This window comes from Snodgrassella alvi (assembly GCF_002777425.1).
In the GTDB taxonomy this organism is placed as follows: Bacteria; Pseudomonadota; Gammaproteobacteria; order Burkholderiales; family Neisseriaceae; genus Snodgrassella; species Snodgrassella alvi_B.
Window position 1 is genome coordinate 1 of sequence record NZ_MDVC01000010.1, and the last position, 18291, is coordinate 18291.

15 protein-coding genes are annotated in these 18291 nt (G+C 43.5%); 10 read left to right on the forward strand and 5 right to left on the reverse strand.

Annotated features, from left to right (window positions below):
* Positions 1 to 225: 225 nt before the first annotated feature.
* The 3 genes from BGI33_RS02620 to BGI33_RS02630 all read right to left on the reverse strand — a co-directional run bounded on the left by BGI33_RS02620 (position 226) and on the right by BGI33_RS02630 (position 1565).
* Positions 226 to 567: a hypothetical protein gene (locus BGI33_RS02620; protein WP_100089839.1), complete on the reverse strand. Its 342-nt coding sequence runs from the start codon at positions 565 to 567 to the stop codon at positions 226 to 228.
* A 291-nt stretch (positions 568 to 858) separates the two neighbouring features.
* Entirely contained in the window at positions 859 to 1200 is a 342-nt protein-coding gene (locus BGI33_RS02625; protein ID WP_100089840.1) for a hypothetical protein, read from the reverse strand.
* Positions 1197 to 1565 (reverse strand): tlde1 domain-containing protein, encoded by a 369-nt coding sequence (locus BGI33_RS02630; RefSeq protein ID WP_100089841.1) that lies wholly within the window; start codon positions 1563 to 1565, stop codon positions 1197 to 1199. The genes BGI33_RS02625 and BGI33_RS02630 overlap by 4 nt, the downstream gene beginning before the upstream one ends.
* A 246-nt stretch (positions 1566 to 1811) precedes the next feature.
* Between BGI33_RS02630 and BGI33_RS02635 the strand changes: the two genes are divergently transcribed.
* The 8 genes from BGI33_RS02635 to narI all read left to right on the forward strand — a co-directional run bounded on the left by BGI33_RS02635 (position 1812) and on the right by narI (position 13847).
* Complete coding sequence (locus BGI33_RS02635; RefSeq protein WP_180298955.1) at positions 1812 to 3671, forward strand: histidine kinase; 1860 nt, start codon at positions 1812 to 1814, stop codon at positions 3669 to 3671.
* 18 nt (positions 3672 to 3689) lie between these two features.
* The gene (locus BGI33_RS02640; protein WP_100089852.1) at positions 3690 to 4343 is read left to right on the forward strand and encodes a response regulator; all 654 of its coding nucleotides are present in this window, start codon (positions 3690 to 3692) and stop codon (positions 4341 to 4343) included.
* 188 nt (positions 4344 to 4531) lie between these two features.
* Positions 4532 to 5755: an MFS transporter gene (locus BGI33_RS02645; RefSeq protein ID WP_100089843.1), complete on the forward strand. Its 1224-nt coding sequence runs from the start codon at positions 4532 to 4534 to the stop codon at positions 5753 to 5755.
* A 12-nt stretch (positions 5756 to 5767) separates the two neighbouring features.
* The gene (locus tag BGI33_RS02650; protein WP_100089844.1) at positions 5768 to 7138 is read left to right on the forward strand and encodes a NarK family nitrate/nitrite MFS transporter; all 1371 of its coding nucleotides are present in this window, start codon (positions 5768 to 5770) and stop codon (positions 7136 to 7138) included.
* A 98-nt stretch (positions 7139 to 7236) separates the two neighbouring features.
* On the forward strand, positions 7237 to 10932 hold the full coding sequence (locus BGI33_RS02655; RefSeq protein ID WP_100089845.1) for a nitrate reductase subunit alpha: 3696 nt from the start codon (positions 7237 to 7239) through the stop codon (positions 10930 to 10932).
* A 15-nt stretch (positions 10933 to 10947) separates the two neighbouring features.
* A complete protein-coding gene (narH, locus tag BGI33_RS02660; protein WP_100089846.1) occupies positions 10948 to 12498 on the forward strand; it encodes a nitrate reductase subunit beta in 1551 nt (516 codons plus the stop codon).
* Positions 12499 to 12508: 10 nt separating this feature from the next.
* Complete coding sequence (gene narJ / locus BGI33_RS02665; protein ID WP_306807378.1) at positions 12509 to 13144, forward strand: nitrate reductase molybdenum cofactor assembly chaperone; 636 nt, start codon at positions 12509 to 12511, stop codon at positions 13142 to 13144.
* Positions 13145 to 13157: 13 nt separating this feature from the next.
* Complete coding sequence (narI, locus tag BGI33_RS02670) at positions 13158 to 13847, forward strand: respiratory nitrate reductase subunit gamma (RefSeq protein ID WP_100089847.1); 690 nt, start codon at positions 13158 to 13160, stop codon at positions 13845 to 13847.
* A 259-nt stretch (positions 13848 to 14106) separates the two neighbouring features.
* On the opposite strand, the gene BGI33_RS02675 is transcribed toward narI, so the two are convergent.
* Positions 14107 to 14724: a LexA family protein gene (locus BGI33_RS02675; protein ID WP_180297043.1), complete on the reverse strand. Its 618-nt coding sequence runs from the start codon at positions 14722 to 14724 to the stop codon at positions 14107 to 14109.
* 394 nt (positions 14725 to 15118) lie between these two features.
* On the opposite strand from BGI33_RS02675, the gene BGI33_RS02680 reads away from it, so the two are divergent.
* Positions 15119 to 15547: a hypothetical protein gene (locus BGI33_RS02680; RefSeq protein ID WP_100089849.1), complete on the forward strand. Its 429-nt coding sequence runs from the start codon at positions 15119 to 15121 to the stop codon at positions 15545 to 15547.
* A 717-nt stretch (positions 15548 to 16264) separates the two neighbouring features.
* Here the strand turns inward: BGI33_RS02680 and BGI33_RS02685 are convergent.
* Positions 16265 to 16855, reverse strand: coding sequence for a helix-turn-helix domain-containing protein (locus tag BGI33_RS02685; protein WP_100089850.1), 591 nt, complete (start codon positions 16853 to 16855; stop codon positions 16265 to 16267).
* A 367-nt stretch (positions 16856 to 17222) separates the two neighbouring features.
* Here BGI33_RS02685 and BGI33_RS02690 point away from each other — a divergent pair, with 367 nt between their 5' ends.
* Positions 17223 to 18125 (forward strand): phage antirepressor N-terminal domain-containing protein, encoded by a 903-nt coding sequence (locus BGI33_RS02690; RefSeq protein ID WP_100089851.1) that lies wholly within the window; start codon positions 17223 to 17225, stop codon positions 18123 to 18125.
* Positions 18126 to 18291 lie beyond the last annotated feature (166 nt).

The following is an 18291-nucleotide window of genomic DNA, read 5'->3' on the forward strand; positions in this document are numbered from 1 at the left end:
TAATAATATTAGTAAAGATAATTTCTTCAATGTCTAGCCTCAACTTGTTTGTTTTTACTTTTGAGTATTTTTCCTGATATTTATTAGGAATTTGCACCAAAAGATTGAAAGTAACACATTTAGTTTTTACCAAAAATAAATCCTAAACTTGCAGTAAATAACCATGATCAGGAACTGTACAAATATCTGCCCCTTGGAAAGTTTTTTAAAATATTTATTTTTATTTTAGAAGCTTGTATAATTTTTTGATATTAAATAAATATTTACATCACTTATTGAACATTCCTCATATGAAGAATCACTTTTGGTAACTACCTCGTAAGTATTTCCTTTTTTATCGTAAAAAATAAAGTGGTAAATTTGAGTATATAAATCCTTTCCTTTTTTCTCTGAGGCCAATAAAGTTATTTTTGTTTTAGATTCATCTAAATTATAGATATCAGTAATGTTGGCATTTTTTAACCAACTTTTAGTCATATTCATAGGCCAATTGTGGCAATCAGGTGCTTTTGCAAAAGATAGATTAGGGAATATGGCTAATAACATTATTAAAGGGAAATTTTTCATTTCACTATGCTCACCTTTTTAATCAAAGAAATCGAAAGCAACAAGTTTATGTTGCCGTCTAGTGGACATCTTTCCTGAAAAATCATATCAAATTTACTAATGGGTATGGCTTTTAGATATTAAATAGCTGTCTATATCATCTAGTAAACATTCTTTCAGTAAATTTTCATAATATATGATTAGCGAACAAGTATTCCTTTATTCATCATAGTAGATGAAGACACAAATTTGTTTATCAACAGTGACCGTTAGCTACCTATTAGCTGATTTTAACGAGAATCCATGTTTGTTTTAATTGCTAATATCAGCTTTTGATATTAAATAGCTACTTACACTACTCATTGAGCACTCTTCATATGAAGAGTCATTTTTTGTAATTACCTCGTAAGTATTCCCTTTTTTGTCATAAAAGACAAAGTGATAAATTTGTGTATATAAACCCTTTTTCTTTTTCTCTGATGCTAATAATGTTATTTTGCTTTTAACTTCATCTATATCTGCCATGTCAACTATCTTAGCATTTTTCAACCATACCGCTGCCATAGTCATAGGCCAAGAGTGGCAATCAGGAGCTTTTGCATAAGACAGAAGAGGGAATAACCCTAATGATATTATTAAAAAAAATTTCTTCATTCTATTACCTCTACTTGCTTATCATTACTATTCCACATTTGTTCTCGATATATACGATCCAAAATAATACATCCATTTGAAGCTGTACCTGGATTTTTAATACTATCTCCATGAATCAAAAAACCTGATCTACCATGCATTTTATTATATGGTGCAGGCTGTAGTCTTATTGAATAAGCTCCAGTATGAGGATGACGTTGAATTAGGTCTATCATTGTATATTTTCCTTTAGGAATTGGGCCTATATTGCTTACACTCTCCATCTTAGGGTTATCTTTACCAAGCCCTTTACCTGAATATCCTTTAACTATGAATTTTCCATTATGTTTTAATTCTCCGGTACTTTGACTATATGTCCAAGGCATTATATTACTCCTTTACCTAAAGTTTGAAATTTCACATATGAGCTTTTGAAGCTATCAATATATCCAGTTTTCTTAATATATTTACAACAAAATTTATCAAATAATTTAAAAAATTATCAATACTGCATTCTAACTTTTCAGTTATATTGCTGTCAATAAATGAGATTAGGTGTTATGAAAAATTTGTGGCAAAAATTTGACCGGTCATTTTTACGTGGGCAAAAGCTTTCAAAAGTATTGGTAGTCATGATTACAATTTGGCTGTTTCTGGCTACCAGTCTGGTAGGGCTGTCGCTGAATACATCGTGGCGGCTGGAGGAGCTGGGGATGGCGATTAATGAAGCTGGCAGTCTGCGCAAACGGGTGTTTTATATGGTGCTGGTGACGAAAACGCCGGGAGCTGAACAGCAGTTTGTACATGAGCAGCGCCAGTTTGAGGCGATTCTTGGTCATTTGCGTCAGTTGCATGAGGCCGGATTTGTTAATGGTTGGCGTCATCGGCAGTTACGGGCACAAGTGGTTAAGGTAGAGGCTCAGTTGCAGGTTTTTTTCAGCGACCGTGAGGCATATTTGCAGGGCAGGTTGGACGATGCGGTATTTCTGGCGCAGGCGCAGAAGTTTACAGCGGTAATTGATCAGCTGGTGCTGCTGATTGAGCAGGATAATACGCATAATATTCAGTTGCTGCGCTGGTTGCAGGCGCTGTTGCTTGTAATGGCGGTGGTTTCGGCGATTGTGTCGCTGGTGCTGCTACATCATTTGGTGATTGTGCCGTTGCTGCGTCTGAATCAGGGGATTAGTCAGATTGGGAAAGGCTATTTTGATACGCGCTTGCAGCTTGGCACGGCTAATGAGTTTGGGCAGGTTGCTGATGGTTTTAATCTGATGGCGGCAAAGTTGTATGAGGTATATGACACGCTGGAAAACCGGGTGGCAGAGCAGACTCAGGCAGTGGTGAAACGCAATCGTGAGCTGGCCGTGCTGTATGCGATGACGTCGTTGTTTCAGGAACAGCATGATTTGGCGGTGCTGGTGCAGGTGTTTATGCACAAGATGAAAGCCTTTAGTGGTGCGGATGCGTGTGTGGTGCAGTTGAAAAATCGTCATTCGCAGATGCTAGAGGTAGTCGGTTCGGACGGGCTGACAGAAGAGCAGGTGGACAGGTTTCGCGATTATCGCTGTGATGGCGGGCACTGCACGCAGTTGCTGCAATCGGGACAGATGATTACGAATGAGCAACTGCGGATTCATGCTGTAAATGATGGTTGCTGTCAGATGAGGCAGACTTTGCCTTTTTGTTTGACGTTTGCGGTAAAGTCGGTGGAAGATGAAATCGGTATGCTACATTTGTTTGCGCAGGTGCCGTTTACGCTGAGTGAGGAGAATCAGCGTCTGATTTCAACGGTATGCAGCCAATTTGGGATTGCGATTGAGAGTATGCGCCTGAATGAGCTGGACAAGCAGATGGCGATTCTGGAGGAGCGCAATCTGATGGCGCAGGGCTTGCATGACAGTATTGCGCAGTCGTTGTCGTTTTTGAATATGCAGGTGCAGGTGCTGGAAAAGGCACTTTCGGAGCAGAAGGAGCAGCAGGCGGCACAGACGTTGGATTTTATCCATGAGGGCATTCAGCAGTGTTATGATGATGTGCGCGAGTTGCTGTCGAATTTTCGGGTGCGACTGGTGTCTGAGGGGCTGATCAGTTCATTGCAGGGGGTGATGAAGCGCTTTGAGCGGCAAACCGATATTGCGGTGGATTGGTCGGTAGAGGGGGATGTGTATGAGGTGGAGTCGGATGTGCAGTTGCAGGTGGTGTTTATTGTGCAGGAGGCTTTGTCGAATGTGCGTAAACATGCGCAGGCCAATGCTGTACGAGTGCAGCTGGCGTATATGGCTGATCGTTTGAATCTGTGGATTGAGGATAATGGTGTGGGTTTTGCTGAAGATACGCTGGTGCAGAAGGAGCAGCAGGGGCATGTGGGTATTCATATTATGAAAGAGCGTGCCGGCAAGATTAACGGGCAATTAAGGATTTTTGCACGGGCAGGCAATGGGGCGTGTGTGGAGCTGATGGTGCCACGTCAGTATATTCATACGCAGGAGTAATTTTTTTGGGGGATGTTGATGCTTGACGGGAAAAAGTACCGGATTCTGATTGTGGATGACCATACGTTGTTTCGGCGTGGTTTGCGTGCGCTGATTGATAGTTGCGCGCGGTTTGAGGTGGTGGGTGAGGCCACAGACGGGCTGGAAGGTGTGAAGATGCAGCAGCAGTTGCAGCCAGACGCGGTGCTGCTGGATTTGGATATGCCAGTGATGCGCGGGCTGGAAGCGCTACCGCAGATGATGAATCACAATCCGCAGCAAGTGGTGCTGATGCTGACGGTGTCGGAGGATGGTAGTGATCTGGTGGAATGCATGCGACTGGGAGCACGGGGCTATCTGCTGAAAAATATTGATACTGAGTTTCTGCTGGACAGTATTGAGAAGGCGATTAATGGAGACAGTGTGCTGTCGCCGGAGATGACCAGTAAGCTGGTTACGCAGTTGCGCCAGCAGGAGCAAGTAGCTGATGAGGTGAAAGAACCGTTAACGCCGCGGGAGCGGGAGATTCTGCGCTGGCTGGCGCGCGGCAACAGTAATAAGCTGATTGCCCGTAATCTGGAAGTTACGGAAAGTACGGTGAAGGTACATGTGCAGAATATTCTGCGCAAGCTGAATGTGGTAAGCAGGGTGCAGGCTGCGGTGTATGCGGTTGAGCACGGTATGGATAAGTAGTTATGGGGTAGTTGCTGTGTGATAGTTGTGCAATTTTTGAGTTTGTATATGGCCTATTGATTTTGTCAATAGGCCATTTTGCTTATGTGAGCTTGTTCTTTTGGGTTACTGCTTCTGCATCTGATGACTAATGGGATATGCAGGGATGATTCCGTACACTAGGCAAAGTTATTTTTGGGAGTGGCGGGATGGATTCTGGAGTCAGGAAGTCTGTAACTGTGCTTACATCCAGCACGATTGCGTTTGTGACTTGTTTCATGATCTGGATGGTGTTTGCGGTGCTGGGTTTACCTATCAAGCAGCAACTGCATCTTAATGAGACGGAGTTTGGTTTGCTGACGGCGATGCCGGTGTTGTCGGGGTCGCTGATTCGGGTGCCGCTGGGTATCTGGGCTGACCGCTTTGGTAGCCGTATTGTGTTTTTTCTGGTGATGCTGGTGTGTGTGCCGGCGGTATGGTTACTGGAGTATGCGCATACTTATAGCCAGTTTTTGTGGATTGCATTGTGGCTGGGCTTGGTAGGCGGTTCGTTTTCAGTGGGTACGCCGTATGTGGCCAAATGGTTTCGCAAGGAGCGCCAAGGGCTGGCAATGGGGATTTTTGGTGCCGGTAATGCTGGTGCGGCACTGAACAAGTTTCTGGCACCGGCGCTGATTGCAGCTTATGGCTGGCAGGCTGTACCACGGGTATATGCGGTGATTCTGCTGGTGATTACGGTGCTGTTCTGGTTTTTCAGCTATCCGGAGCCTAAAGCTGTTAATGCTAAACAGCCAAGTTTGAAAGCACAGTTGCTACTGATGAAAAATCCGCAGGTATTGAAATACAGCCAGCTGTATTCGGTGGTGTTTGGCGGCTATGTGGGTATTTCGCTGTGGATGGTGAGCTATTACGTTAATGAATATCAGTTTGCTTTGACACAGGCGGCATTGCTGGCAGCGTGTTTTTCGTTGCCCGGTGGTGTGCTGCGCGCCTTTGGTGGGTGGCTGTCGGATAAATATGGTGCCTATAAGGTGACTTGGGCGGTGATGTGGGTATGTTGGGTGGCATTCTTTCTGCTGTCCTATCCGCAGACACAGATGTCTATTCGTACGGTAAGTGGTCATCTGGATATGCATATTGGTTTAAGTGCGACAGTATTTACGGTGCTGCTGTTTGTTGTAGGTGTGGCGCTGGCGATTGGTAAGGCTTCGGTATTCAAGTTTATTTCCGATGAGTTTCCAGAGGATATGGGCACAGTATCTGGTGTAGTGGGTCTGGCCGGTGGTCTGGGTGGTTTTCTGCTGCCGATTATGTTCGGGGTGTTGGTTGACTGGACAGGGATACGTTCCAGTTCGTTTATGCTGATGTTTGGTACGGTATGTATCAGTTTAATCTGGATGCATTTTTCATTAAAAAAACAGAAGCATCAATAATGTGAGGTTAGTATGGGTAAGGTTTTGAAAGACTGGCGGCCGGAAGACAAGCAGTTCTGGCAGGCCGGCGGTCGTGCGGTGGCACGCAGGAATTTGTGGATTTCAGTTCCTGCACTGTTGCTGGCATTTGCTATCTGGCAGGTGTGGAGTGTGACGGTGGTGAAGCTGCCGCTGGTGGGCTTTAAATACAGCAGTAATGAGCTGTTCTGGCTGGCGGCATTACCGGCATTATCTGGGGCAACTTTGCGAATTTTTTATTCGTTTGTGATACCAATTTTTGGCGGACGTAAGTGGACAACAATTTCTACGGCCAGTTTGCTGATTCCGGCGCTGGGATTGGGTTTTGCGGTACAGAATCCGAATACTTCTTATAGCACGATGTTTGTGCTGGCACTGTTGTGCGGTTTTGGTGGCGCGAATTTTAGTTCGTCTATGTCGAATATCAGTCTGTTTTTCCCGAAAGCAGAAAAAGGACAGGCGATGGGTGTAAATGCCGGTTTGGGTAATCTGGGTGTTTCTGCGGTGCAGATTGCGGTACCGCTGGCAATTACTACCTGTTTGTTTGGTGCGCTGGGTGGTGAGGCGCAGACAATTACTACGCCACAGGGCAGTACGCAGGTGTGGCTGCAAAATGCTGGCTTTATCTGGGTGCCGTTTATTGTGCTGAGCACGCTGGCTGCGTGGTTTGGTATGGATGATATTGGCAGCCTGCATTCTTCGCTGAAAGAGCAGTCAGTTATTTTTAAACGTTTGCACAACTGGATTCTGTGCTGGCTGTACGTGGGTACGTTTGGTTCATTTATTGGCTTTTCTGCTGCTTTTCCTTTGCTGATTACTCGATCTTTCCCGCATATTGATGCAATCAAGCTGGCTTTTCTAGGGCCGTTTGTGGGCGCGGTGCTACGTGTGGTGGGTGGCTGGCTGTCTGACCGTATGTCGGCTGCGAAGTTAACAGAAATCAGCTATGCAATGATGATTGCTGGTGTGATTGGCGTGCTGGTATTCCAGCCAATGGGCGGTAATGAAGGCAATTTTGTTGGCTTCTTTTGTAGTTTTATGCTGTTGTTTGCGTTCAGTGGTATTGGTAATGGTTCGACTTATGCACAGGCGCCACGGATTTTCTCGCTGTTTCACCGGGAGCTGCATCAGGGTGATGTTAAAGCTGCTGAAATGCATGCAACCAAGGAATCGGCCACGGTGCTGGGCTTTATGGGGGCAATCGGTGCTTATGGCGGTTTTCTGATTCCGAAAAGTTTTGGTTCTTCAATTGAGGCTACGGGCAGTGTATCCATGGCGTTGTGGGGCTTTATCGTTTTCTATGTGAGCTGTCTGCTGATTAATTACTGGTTTTATGTACGTAAACAATCGGTGACACGCTGCTAGTTTGCTGTAGTTACGCCATTGTCGCTGATGATGGCGCTAAAAAAATATAAATCAATAAGAAACTGTTTGGGGCTACGGCCTCTATGGAGCACAAATTCATGAGCCATTTTTTAGACAGACTGAATTTTTTACGTAAAACCAGAGAGACTTTTTCTGCCGGACATGGTGCTGTGGTGGCAGAAGGGCGTGAATGGGAAGATGCTTACCGCCAACGCTGGCAGCATGACAAGATAGTACGTTCTACTCATGGGGTGAACTGTACTGGTTCATGTAGCTGGCGCGTTTTTGTGAAAAACGGGCTGATTACATGGGAAATGCAGCAGACGGATTATCCGCGTACTCGTGCTGATTTGCCTAATCATGAGCCACGTGGCTGTCCGCGTGGGGCATCTTATAGCTGGTATGTGTATTCAGCACAGCGGGTGAAATATCCGATGATTCGTGCATCTTTGCTGCGTATGTGGCGCGAGAAGCGCCAGAGTATGGGTGCAATTGAGGCATGGCAGAGCATTACTCAAAATCCGGAGTCAGCGAAAAAATATAAATCCCAGCGTGGTCTGGGTGGTTTTGTCCGTTTGGACTGGCGTGAGGCTTATGAAATTATTGCTGCCGCCAATGCATTTACGATTAAGGAATTTGGCCCTGACCGTGTGATGGGTTTTTCGCCAATTCCGGCAATGTCGATGGTGAGTTATGCTGCTGGTTCGCGCTATCTGAGTTTGATTGGTGGCGTACCGCTGTCCTTTTATGACTGGTACTGTGATTTGCCGCCGTCTAGCCCGCAAACATGGGGTGAGCAGACTGACGTAGCAGAATCAGCCGATTGGTATAACGCCAATTATCTGATGGTATGGGGCTCGAATGTGCCAATGACGCGTACGCCGGATGCGCACTTCTATACTGAAGTACGCTACAAGGGAACGAAAACGGTAGCGGTATCTTCTGATTATGGTGAAATGGTGAAATTCAGTGATATCTGGATGGCACCGAAGCAGGGTACGGATGCGGCGTTGGCGATGGCAATGGGACATGTGATTTTGAAAGAATTCCATCTGCAAAATCCATCGGCTTATTTTGTTGATTATTGCCGTCGTTTGACAGACATGCCCAATCTGGTGGTATTGAATCAGGATAAGGGCCGTTTGTTGCCTGGTTATTTCCTACGTGCCAGTCAGATGGCCGGCGGCTTGGATGAGAATAATCATCCGGAATGGAAAACGCTAGTCATTGATGAAAATACTGGCGATATCGTGGCACCGAAAGGTTCGATTGGTTTCCGCTGGGGTGAGCAGGGTAAATGGAATCTGCGTGCGGAAAAATCCGATAGTGTAGAAATCAAAGCGCTGATTTCCCTAGAAAAGAATCATGATGAAATTATGGGCGTGTCTTTTGACTACTTTGGTGGTGAAGATGCGGCTGAAGTGCTTGTGAAAAATATTCCGGTTAAACGGATTACTAATGCTGATGGTGAACAGATACTGGTAACCACAGTATTTGATTTGATGTGCGCCAATTATGGTATCGACCGTGGTTTTGGTGGTGATGGCGTTACTGATGATTATATGGCGGATGTGCCCTATACACCGTTGTGGCAGCAGAAACACACGGGCGTGAAACCTGAGCTGGTGATTCAGGTAGCACGTGAATTTGCACAGAATGCGCATGAAACGCATGGCCGCAGTATGGTGATTGTGGGTGCCGGTCTGAATCACTGGTATCACATGGATATGGCTTATCGCGGCATTATCAATATGCTGATGATGTGTGGCTGTATTGGTCAGAGTGGTGGTGGCTGGTGTCACTATGTGGGACAGGAAAAACTGCGTCCGCAAACTGGCTGGGCGCCGCTGGCCTTTGCTGCCGACTGGAACAGGCCATCACGGCAGATGAATGGCACGTCATTCTTTTACGCGCATACCAGTCAGTGGCGGCATGAAAAGCTGAGTATGGCGGAAGTGATTGCGCCCACTCATGCCGGCCAGATGGCAAATATGAGCCAGTTGGACTTTAATGTAAAAGCTGAACGTATGGGCTGGCTACCCTCGGCACCACAGTTGGCACGTAATCCGCTGGATGTGACCCGTGATGCGGAAGCACAAGGTAAAGATCCGATTGCTTTTGCTGTTGAGCAAATGAAAGCTGGCACGTTGGATATGGCGTGTAACGATCCGGATAATCCGCAGAATTTCCCGCGTAATCTGTTTGTATGGCGCTCGAATATTCTTGGTTCATCCGGTAAGGGACATGAATATTTCCTTAAATATCTGCTTGGTACTCAAAACGCACTGATGAGTGATGAAAGCACTGCCATCAAGCCAATTGATGTGAAGGTACGCCCGGCTGCTGAAGGCAAGCTGGATTTGCTTACCGTGCTGGATTTCCGTATGTCTACTACCTGTTTGTATGCCGATATTGTGCTGCCAACAGCTACTTGGTATGAAAAGGATGATTTGAATACTTCGGATATGCATCCGTTTATTCATCCTTTGAGCGAAGCGGTGAAGCCATTATGGGAAAGCAAGACTGACTGGGATATTTACCGTGGTCTGGCCAAAGCTTTTTCGGAAACCGCCAAAGATTATCTGGGCGTACGCAAAGACTTGGTATTAACACCATTGATGCACGACAGCCCGGAAGAACTGGCACAGCCGTTTGACCCGAAAGACTGGAAACTGGGTGAATGTGAGCCGGTGCCGGGTAAAACCATGCCGAAAATGACGGTAGTGGAACGCGATTATGGCGCGATTTACGATAAGTTTACTTCTGTTGGCCCATTACTGGAAAAAATCGGTAATGGTGGTAAAGGCATTAGCTGGCAGACCGCTGCGGAAGTTGATTTGTTGCGCAAGCTGAACAACACCCAGCATGAGGGCGTAGCCAAAGGGCAGCCGAAACTGCACAGTGCCATAGATGCAGCAGAAATGATTCTGACGCTGGCACCGGAAACCAATGGCCATGTAGCGGTTAAAGCATGGGAGGCTTTATCCAAAAATACCGGTATTGACCATACTCATCTGGCAGTTGCACGTGAGGATGATGCCATTCGCTTCCGTGATGTGCAGGCGCAGCCACGCAAGATTATTTCTTCGCCTACATGGTCTGGTCTGGAAAGCGAAAAAGTCAGCTATAACGCTGGTTATACCAACGTGCACGAATTGATACCGTGGCGTACGCTTACCGGCCGCCAGCAGTTTTATCAGGATCATAAATGGATGCGGCTGTTTGGTGAAGGATTGGTTTCCTATCGTCCGGCGGTAGACCTGAAAACCACGCTGAATGTGCAAGGCCATCACAGTAATGGCAATCCGGAAATTGTGCTCAATTTCATCACTCCGCACCAGAAATGGGGTATCCACAGTACCTATTCTGACAATCTGCGTATGCTGACTTTGTCTCGTGGTGGTCCGCATGTCTGGGTATCTGAAATTGATGCTAAACGCGCAGGTTTGCAGGACAACGACTGGGTAGAAGTATTCAATGTGAACGGTACTTTAACCGCTCGTGTGGTAGTGAGCCAGCGCGTACCGGAAACTATGATTCTGATGTATCACGCGCAGGAAAAAATCGTTAATGTACCCGGTTCGGAACTGTCTGGTAAGCGTGGTGGTATTCATAATTCCGTCACTAAAGTGGTGATGAAGCCAACTCATATGATTGGTGGCTATGCGCAACTTTCATGGGGCTTTAACTACTATGGCACGGTAGGCACTAATCGTGACGAATTGGTAGTGGTACGCAAAATGAACAAGGTGGACTGGCTCGATCAACCGGCCAAAACACCGGTAGCAGAATAAGTAAGGAACACAATCATGAAAATACGTGCACAAATTGGAATGGTGTTGAATCTGGACAAGTGTATTGGCTGCCATACCTGTTCTGTTACCTGTAAAAATGTCTGGACCAGCCGTGATGGGGTGGAATATGCCTGGTTTAATAATGTTGAAACCAAGCCGGGTATAGGTTATCCGAAAAACTGGGAAGATCAGGAACAGTATAAGGGGGGCTGGGTACGCGAACGTTCTGGTAAGTTGAAACTGAAACAGGGTAATAGACTGAAAATATTGGCTAATATCTTTGCTAATCCGAATATGCCGGCTATTGACCAGTATTACGAACCATTCACCTATGATTATGAACATCTGCAAAAAGCACCACTGATGCAGACTCCGCCCACGGCGCGGCCGGTTTCGGTATTGACCGGGCAGAAAATGGACAAAATCGAATGGGGGCCAAACTGGGAAGATGATCTGGGTGGTGAGTTTGCCAAACGTTCGAAAGACAAACTCTTCGATGGGATTCAAAAGGACATTTATGCCGCTTTTGAAAACACCTTTATGATGTATCTGCCACGTTTGTGTGAGCATTGTTTGAATCCGGCCTGCGTGGCTAGCTGTCCGTCTGGTTCGATTTATAAGCGTGAAGAAGATGGCATTGTGCTGATTGATCAGGATAAATGCCGTGGCTGGCGCATGTGCGTATCCGGTTGTCCGTATAAAAAGATTTATTACAACTGGGTAGCTGGTAAAGCTGAAAAATGTATTTTCTGCTATCCGCGCATTGAAGGCGGACAGCCAACCATCTGCTCGGAAACCTGTGTTGGCCGAATTCGCTATCTTGGCGTACTGCTTTATGATGCCGATCGTATCAGCGAGAGCGCAGCAGTTGAAAATCCGCAGGATTTATATGAGCAGCAACTGGATATATTCCTCGACCCGAACGATCCGGAAATTGCTAAGGAAGCACTGGCACAAGGCATTCCGGCCGACTGGATACAGGCTGCGCAAAATTCACCGGTTTACAAGATGGCGGTTGAGTGGAAAGTGGCGTTTCCGCTGCATCCTGAATACCGTACCTTGCCGATGGTATGGTATATACCGCCGTTATCACCCATACAGTCAGCAGTTGAATCCGGGGTAATCGGACAAAATGGTTTGATTCCGGAAATCAAGGATATGCGTATTCCGCTTGAATATCTGGCTAATCTGCTGACTGCCGGTAAGACTGAACCGATTGTGAATGCGCTACAAACCATGATTGATATGCGTAAATACATGCGCAGTAAATCTATTTACTCAGACGAGCAGGCTTTACAGGAGTTGTCTGGCCACCGACTCAGTGCCACACAGATTGAAGAAATGTATCAGATTATGGCCATTGCCAATTATGAAGACCGTTTTGTCATTCCGAGTGCGCATAAAGAACTGGTGAGCAACACCTTCGAAGAAAAAGCCAGCTGCGGCTTCTCTTTTGGTGATGGCTGCCACAATGGCCACAGCAAGGAAAGTCTGTTTGGTACCCGCAAAGCTGCGCCGATTGTTTTTCATGGTCTGCGCAAGAAAAATGACCGCCAGTCAATTTAAGAGGATAGAAATGTACAAGATTTTATCCATTTTACTTAGCTATCCGCGGCAGGAATGGCTGAACCATGCTGAAGAGCTGTCTGATGCTGTCAGCAAGCAGGCTACGGCTGAGCAGGCAACAGCCTTACAGCCATTCTTTGCCCATTTGCGTGCCCACGATGAAATCAGTCTGCAGGAAGTATATGTCGATACCTTCGATCGCAGTCGCAGCCATGCTCTGCACCTGTTTGAACATTTGCATGGCGAAGACCGCGCCCGCGGACAGGCAATGGTAGATCTGCTGGCTGAGTATCAGGCACGCGGACTGGAACCGGAAAATAATGAATTGCCGGATTATCTGCCCTTATTTCTGGAATTTTTGTCCAGTATCGATATGCAGGAGGCTGAGAATCTGCTTGCTGATGCCGTACATGTGATTGGCTATATTGCGGAAAATCTGCATAAAAGCCAGTCTGTGTATGCGCCGGTAATGGATGCTGTAGTGGCTTTATCCCCTGTGGCTCCAGAACCGTTACAGGCAGCGCCGGTGCGTAATATGGATGAAGCATTGGAAAAATTTGGCCCCACCGCAGAAGGACTGGAACCTTTATTAAACCAGCCATCAGTGCAGGAAGTGCAATTTTTCCGCAATAAAAAACTTAGTTAAGCCGGGAGACAGCATGTATTATCTCAATCAATTTATTTTCGGCATTTATCCGTATATTGCCGTCAGTATTTTTTTTCTGGGCAGCCTGATTCGTTTTGATACTAATCAATACTCATGGAAATCCGAATCCAGCCAGTTACTGTATCCGCGGCTGTTGCGCGTTGGTAACATTTTGTTTCACATCGGTGTACTGGGGCTGTTTTTCGGCCATCTGGTTGGTTTGCTGACGCCGGTTATCGTCTGGGATACCCTTGGAATCAGCCATGAAGCCAAACAGCTTACCGCCATGATTGCAGGCGGTACTATGGGTACTCTGGCTTTGATTGGCCTGCTGATGCTTATCTATCGCCGTTTCAGCTGTGCGCGTCTGCTGGCCAATAGCAGCTGGCGTGACAAGCTGGTTTTAATCTGGCTGCTGATAACACTTTGTTTGGGGTTGGGCACAATTCATGTTTCTGCTCATCATCTGGATGGGGAAGAGATGATTAGCCTGATGCAGTGGGCGCAGCACATTGTGACTTTTAGAAGTGGTGCAGCGAACATCATTGCCCATGTCGACCCGATATTCAAGTTACACCTGTTTATGGGGATGAGTGTATTTGTGATTTTTCCATTTACCCGTCTGGTGCATATCTGGAGTGGGTTCGGCGCCTTAGTGTATTTGAAACGTAAGGCTCAATTAGTGAGAAGCAGACGTTATTAATATAGCTTGCTAGCGATCAAAAAGGCAGTACTGGTATTCAGTACTGCCTTTAAAATATTTGTTATCAGCATAAAGCAATCAGGCAACCTAAACCAATATCGCTTCAATTACTATTGATTTTATACGGCTTAATAAAGCATAATTACACCAATCTTATTGCATCTATGATGCTAATCTTAGCCAGATGGCCATAATATCCAAGCAGTTTTGTAATCTCTTTATATCAGGCCGACATTCAATCAATACCATATATAGTGGATTAAATATATATTTTAAATTTTTCTACCACTACGCCGCATATATGAAAGCGTTGAGACATTTCGATAATCGGATAACGATTATTCAGTGGCTTCAGATAGTGGTGGCTACCTTCATTGATATATTGCTTGAACATGGCTTCGCTACCATTTTCACGCACTACAACAAAACAGCCGTGGTGTACAGGTTGTTCCGGTTCAACAATAATTCTGTCGCCAGCCGTAAATTCAGGTTCCATACTGTCGCCTTTGATTTCCAGCGCAAATGTCTGTGCTCCTGGCTTGCGTAATGTGGGTACCCAGCCACTGCTGGCCGCAGTTAAAGTATCCATGTCCAGTTGTTTGGCTGCATCTATCCATGATAGCAAGGGTACTTTGTAACCATTGAATAAAATTTCATTTGCTTCAAATGAACCAATACCAAAATGTTCTGGCTTTACTACATCAGCAAAATAAGAAACCAGCTTGTCAATATGTGCCTTATCTATGCGGCCGGTCTGAATCCAGCTGGTTACAGAAGGTGGTTTAATTGCGAAAGCGCGGGCTACATCAGCTTTTCGTACACCTTTAAGCTCAATTGCGGATTTAATCGCCTCACCTAATTTTTTACCCGTATACATAATGATCCTTAGTTTTTGCCTAATCTTATTTAGTGGCTGCATAATTAGGCAATGAATTGCAATTTGTTAGTTATTGGCTTATTATTACGCTTATTCTAATGTGTGACTATACTTTTTATTAATCAATATCCAATTTTTGTTAGGCAAGTAGTAAAATATATTTATTAAACTACAACATAATACCTACTACAAATTTTAATTTAAAACTACATCATAGCAATCTAAGAAAAGGGAAGAGTATGATTTTGCTAAATATCTGTTAAATAAATGTTTAATCTTATTATATATCCAAGGTATTAACAAACCAAAGATGAATTCACATCTGGTTAAATACTTTATGAAATTATTAAGTATAACTTAAATGTTTTAGCCATCACTTAGTTAAGGTGTATCTATGACAGACTATAAAGTAGAAGTTGATCTAGCAGAAAATGTATTGCGTGCTTATGAATACTGTATGAGAGATACCATTAAAAAAGGGCATTGCCGCAGTATTGAATGGAAATATCAGGCTACTACACATGTCAAAAATAATCAGCAGGCACTTTATCCTACCTATCAGCCAGAAGTATATGATATGGTAAAAATCACAATGGGAAACCTGTTTTACAAAAATCGTGAAGCATTTGCTACATTATCAAGCAAATATTGCAAAATAAGTCCTTTATATAAGCGTCAGAGTCAGCATGGTGTTAAACGCAACCAGCGCCGGCGCTATTCCAGTAAAGACTGGAATAAGGCCATAGAACAAAGCCTATGGCTTTTCTGGCAGGAAATGAAGCAGCAACCCCAGTTTGAAAAATTTTTTCGTTATACTACTTGACACATTCTGTACAAACTTTATAATAAGTTAAAAATTACAGGTATGCTTCACCTTAAACAGCTGATAGATAAAGTTCCCGAAAGGGAGCTTTTTTGCGCCCTAAAAAATATTTAGCATGTGAATGCTGATTATTATTTTGATTATTTGAAGCAAATGGCTATTATCTTAAAATTGGATACTTTTTGAATGGATCCGGTTTTTATTAAGAGCTTTTTTGAAAATTATGGAAACTTACATCCATGAGGTGAAGTGTACTATTTAAACTTATTTTACAAATATTTAATGAAGAAATTTATCTTTTAAACAAGATGTGTTTCAATTTTGGTCTGGTTATTAGTGCATAATCAAATCGGTGAATTCTTACTGCTTGTGATTGTGTAGCGGATAGAATCATTTTAATCACATAAAGACACAACGTTAATAGTAATCAAAAGCTTCAATGTTTATTCATACTCCAAATAGTGAAATTCACTAACTAACTCAATTGCTAGCCATAGCTGGCGGTTATTTAAAGGTGAACTGCCTGCTACATTTAGATATAAATGCATAGAAATATTTCAAAACAATTTGTTAAATATGAAATGATAAAAGGTTATTTAACTAAGATTTTTAAAGTTAAGAATCTCTAAGTATTGGGCTGGATACTTTGTTTGGTATCCAGCTAATCATCTGCAATAAAATGATGACAATTAAGATTACTAATTGGCATTGATGTACTTATAAAAATCCAGCTTTGTACACGATTTGCCCGATAAGTTCAATATCACTTAATGCCACAATTTCATCGGGGTATTCATAATTGTTGTAACTTTTCATGCGTATTTGCTGATTTGGTAAATTTTGCAGAATTTTGATTCTGAACAGTTCTCCCTGATTAAAGGCATACATCTTGCCATCAATCGGATTTTTCTTGGAAATATCAATAATGAATTTATCACCATCATTCAACAGGCTTTGCATGGAGTTCCCGCTCATGGTGGCACAAACCAGATTATCTATCTGCAAATTATGTAGATTTAGTTCTGTTTTTAAAATGGATAATTGGGTGTTCCATAAAGTGGTACCCTGATTAACGAGTGGAGGAATATTAATGAAAGCACTATCATGGCTACTAATTTGGGATGTAGTAACAGTTTGCTGAAAATTAAGTATTTCCATGATTTTATTGACTGTTTCTAATCTGGGTGTGATTTTACCCAATTCATATCTGGATATCAGGGATGGGGTAATGCTGGTTTTCTGGGCTAGTTCTTTCTGGGAGAGGCCGGCCGCCAGTCTGGCTGCTTTGAGTTGATTAGCAAATTTCATGATAGAAAAAATAAGATGTTAAGAAATAAAATTTAATTCATAAATGATAAAAAATTGGTCATAAATGGCCATAAAATGCTTGTAATTATCTTTTATAGATTTTAATATAGCCATATATGGCTATGGCTGATAACCAGTTAGGGGTATATTACCTTAAATTATATAGAGTCAAAACTGTCACTAAGTTTTAACTGAAAGTATTTGTAAATAAATTCAACTTAAATTAACGATTGATCGATACAAGGTGGAAATAAAAATTTTTAAATATATTTAACAATATTAGTATCTGAAATGGAAATACCTCAAAGGCTGCCACCTTTGAGGTATTAAGTAAACAAAAATCCCAAGATTGAAAAAGGAGTTTTGAATGAATAATAGTATCACATTTGTTTCTTTTTATGGGAGTAGCCTCGCTACAGTTAAAGTTAAAAATACAGTTTACGTATGTATGAAATCGGTGATTAATGGGATCGGTTTAGACTGGTCAACCCAGCACCGTAAACTAAAGGGATGTTATCAAAAATATGGATGCGGATTTTTGTCTATTCCGGTTAAAAACGGCACCAAAAGAATTCTGGTGACGCCACTAAAAAAGCTAACTAATTGGCTACAGAGTATCAATCCGAAAAAAGTTAAAGATAGCGTGAAAGAGCTAGTCTTGCTTTATCAGCGCGAGTGTGCTGAGGCGATTCAGGCTCACTGGCGTAAGCCCCGAACTGTGAAAAAGCCGCGTTGTGAGGAAGTGGCTGATAAGAATGGTTGTACTGGTTTGTTGCCTAACCAGATTTCTATCATCAAGGCCTTACACAGACAATTGGTATTAGCTGTTGCCAAAGAAAAACAGGCTGAGCTGGCGATGACTTTATGGCAGGCTGTGCAAACACGTTATGGTGTCAGTTATGAGAAAGTACCTTCATCCAAATTTGTAGATGTGATCTGCCTGTTAAGCCGCGTTGCAGTCAAGAAAGCCAGTATCAGTGGTTTGGAATCGGATAAAGATTGCAGTGATGAACTTAATGTTCCGTCTACAGTGCTGGTTAATCTGTATGAATCATTTGCCTGTTCGCAGAAAATGCGTCTGATGTATGAGCATTTATTTCCGGCTTTTCGTATTCTGGGTAGTAAGTATGAGTCGCAGATTCATGAATTTGCATATGAGATGGATCGGATATTTAACAAATGTCACAAGGCTTTTTTACCATTGTTTGAAAAAATGCCAGAATCCGAAGCTAAAGAATCAGCACGCAATTATCTGGCCAAACTGATGTAAAAATCTGGTTGGTTTGAATAAAAGTAGTTGTAAGCTTTAGCCACACCTTTAAAGCATCTTGAAATCGAGCTGTTTAATGTGTGGCTAATATATGTCTGATATTTAGCTGTAAATTGTTATCATTATAAATTTTAGCATGTATTTAAAATAAAAAAGATTATTATAA